Below are 2740 nucleotides of genomic sequence, written 5' to 3'. Positions count from 1 at the left end.
GCTGGAGAGCCAGCTGGGCGACATGAACCGGGCCGCCATGACCCAACAACTGGTGGGTGCACTCATAGTGCTGGTGCTGGCGCTGGCCACCATGCTGGTGATAGCCCGCAGCATCACGGGGCCCATCCGTCAGATGGTCAGCCTGGTGAATGACATCGCCGATGGCGAGGGGGATCTCACCAAACGCCTCGCGACCCGCTCGGTGGACGAGCTGGGGGAGCTGGCCAAAGGCATCAACCGCTTTATCGACAAGCTGCAAGGGCTGCTGGGGGATGTGCTCAAGACCGCCAGCGAGGTGAACCGCCATGCCGGCGATACCGACCGTATCGCCCGTCAGACCGACACCAACCTGCAGCATCACCAGGCGGAGATGGAGCAGATGCTGACCGCGGTGCAAGAGATGTCCTATGTCAGCCAGGAAGTGGCCACCCACGCCAACAACACCGCCGACTCCGCCAAGCAGGCGCAAAGCGCCGCGGATCAGGGCAAGGAGCGCTTCCAGCAGGTGATCCAGTCGATGCACAAGGTCGCGGCAGAAGCCGGTAAAGGGGCTGAAGTGGTCGAAGGGCTGGCCAACGACAGCGCCCAGATCACCAGCATCCTCACCGTGATTCAGGGGATTGCCGATCAGACCAACCTGCTCGCCCTCAACGCCGCCATCGAGGCAGCCCGGGCAGGCGAACAGGGGCGCGGCTTTGCGGTGGTGGCCGATGAGGTACGCAAACTGGCGGGCAACACCCAGCAAGCGGTACAGAACACCCAGGAGCTGATCGAGAAGATCCGCCAGAGCTCCACCAATGCGGTCAACGCCATCACCCAGAGCCAGCAGCTGACCCATCAGGCGGTGAGCGAAGCGGATCTGGCAGAAGAGGCGCTCGGCAGCATCTACAAGGCGATCTCCACCATCAACGACATGACCTACCAGATAGCCTCCGCCGCCGAAGAGCAGAGCTCAGTCTCCGAAACCGTCTCCGGCAACCTGTCAAAAACCAACGCACTGGCCAACGACATTGCTCAGGATGCGACCGAAACGGCCAAAGCCAGTCAGGCATTGCGTCAGGCGGCCGACAAATTGCAGCAATTATTGGGTCAATTTCGTCTCAGCTGATAATTTTCCGCATCAGGACTCTCCCCCTCGGGGGCGAGTCCGTTTACCATAGGCGACGAATTTGCCTGATGGCAGGCAATGTAGTGAGAGGTAAATGCCGTGCCCACCCCGGACCGTCGCCCACGAGGCCATAACAGACGAGCCCAGCAGCGTCGCCAAGACGAATCACAAGGATCCCTGCTTCATCGCATCAATGCCGCGACCCTGTCCCTGCGCCAACGATTTGGCCAAGGGATGAGCAACCTCGGCCAACGCCGCCAGGATGCCAAAGCAGGCAAATTCAAGCTGACCAGCCCGCTGCCCCGCAAACATACCATTGGCCTGCTGGTACTGGTGCCCATCTGGCTGCTGTTGCTGGCCTGGGAACCTGCGCCTGCCGCCCCGAAAGCGGCCCCGTCCGGTTCGCTGGAAGTGCCGCTGGCCGTGCCTGCTCAGGCTCTTACCGTCGGCAATGGCGTGGCTGGCAGTACGCCCGCAGCAGCCAAACCGGTCGAAGAGAAGGTCAACGGCACCTGGCTGCAACACGAGGTGCAAGCCGGCGAGACCCTCTACTCCATCTGGCGCAAGTTCGAGCTGCCGGGGGCCGAGCTCAGTCGCCTGATCGCCATCGAAGGACCGGACCGCCCGCTGACCCGCCTGCAATCGGGCCGCGCCATCTTCATCCTGGTGGACGACACCCGTCGCATCCAGCGAGTGGAGATCCGCTCCTACGGTCAGGCGGTCTACCGTTATGACCGGCAGGGCGAAGGGTTCGCCCTCAAGGAATAACAAAACGGGAGGCGCTGGCCTCCCGTTTTTTTTGACCTGACGCCATGAAATAAGCCGCTGACGTCACAATATGTTTAGCTTGCTCAAAAAATGAAAAGTGCCAAATTGACAAGGGATCGCGCTCACGTACAATCGTTTGTGCTTTAGACAGGGATTGTTCTACATGCTACTGGGACAAATTGACGTGGTCAGTGATGTTTCAACCCCTGATTTCTAGGCAAATGCTGCCCAACAAGGCTTAGTTTCCTTTTGTTATAGATAGGACTTAACACATGTCTGACATTCGCACCGGCCAAGTAAAATGGTTCAATGAGACCAAGGGTTTTGGCTTTATCGAGCAATCCCAGGGACCGGACGTTTTCGTTCACTTCTCCTCCATCCAGAGCACAGGTTTCAAAACCCTGGCTGAAGGTCAAAAAGTCCAGTTCACTGTGACCCAGGGCAACAAAGGCCCTCAGGCTGAGAACGTCACTCTGCTCTAAGCCACGCCAGTGAGCCTGTAGGAGGAGACTTGCTCCTCCTATTTTTTTGCCCGCCATTTGCCATCTCTTGTCACAACCGCTTTCCCTATTTCACTCGCCGTGTGAGCCTGCACTTCCGTTCCTGCTTGCGGGAGGAGGGGGAGAAGCGCTGAATAAACGCCAGATACGACAACGCATCGCAGCGCGATGTAATGAGCAATTCAACGTTCAACAACAGAGTGTCTAGAACACGCGGGGCGATTCAGTTGAAATATTGGAATGGTGTACTTCAAGGAGAGAAATTGGAGCGGGAAACGAGACTCGAACTCGCGACCCCGACCTTGGCAAGGTCGTGCTCTACCAACTGAGCTATTCCCGCAACAGAATGTCACTTGCAAATGTG

3 protein-coding genes and 1 tRNA gene are annotated in these 2740 nt (G+C 58.5%); 3 read left to right on the top strand and 1 reads right to left on the bottom strand.

What is annotated here, in order from left to right; genetic code table 11:
* From AAC083_RS23505 to AAC083_RS22410, 3 genes are all read left to right on the top strand, one after another.
* The coding region (locus AAC083_RS23505; RefSeq protein WP_258224832.1) for a methyl-accepting chemotaxis protein at nt 1–1108 on the top strand (1108 nt) is incomplete at its 5' end.
* 99 nt (nt 1109–1207) lie between these two features.
* Nucleotides 1208–1876, top strand: coding sequence for a LysM-like peptidoglycan-binding domain-containing protein (locus AAC083_RS22415; RefSeq protein WP_108537751.1), 669 nt, complete (start codon nt 1208–1210; stop codon nt 1874–1876).
* A 272-nt stretch (nt 1877–2148) separates the two neighbouring features.
* Nucleotides 2149–2358 carry a cold-shock protein gene (locus AAC083_RS22410; RefSeq protein ID WP_042035779.1) on the top strand — a complete coding sequence of 70 codons (210 nt, stop codon included), beginning with the start codon at nt 2149–2151 and terminating at the stop codon, nt 2356–2358.
* A 282-nt stretch (nt 2359–2640) separates the two neighbouring features.
* On the opposite strand, the gene AAC083_RS22405 is transcribed toward AAC083_RS22410, so the two are convergent.
* Nucleotides 2641–2716 (bottom strand) — tRNA-Gly (locus AAC083_RS22405).
* Between the last annotated feature and the right edge of the window lie 24 nt (nt 2717–2740).

The organism is Aeromonas sp. HMWF014, from assembly GCF_963878295.1.
GTDB classification, from domain to species: domain Bacteria; phylum Pseudomonadota; class Gammaproteobacteria; order Enterobacterales; family Aeromonadaceae; genus Aeromonas; species Aeromonas popoffii.
The sequence above is the reverse complement of the archived record's forward strand: the minus strand, read 5'-3'. Positions and strand labels throughout refer to the sequence as shown.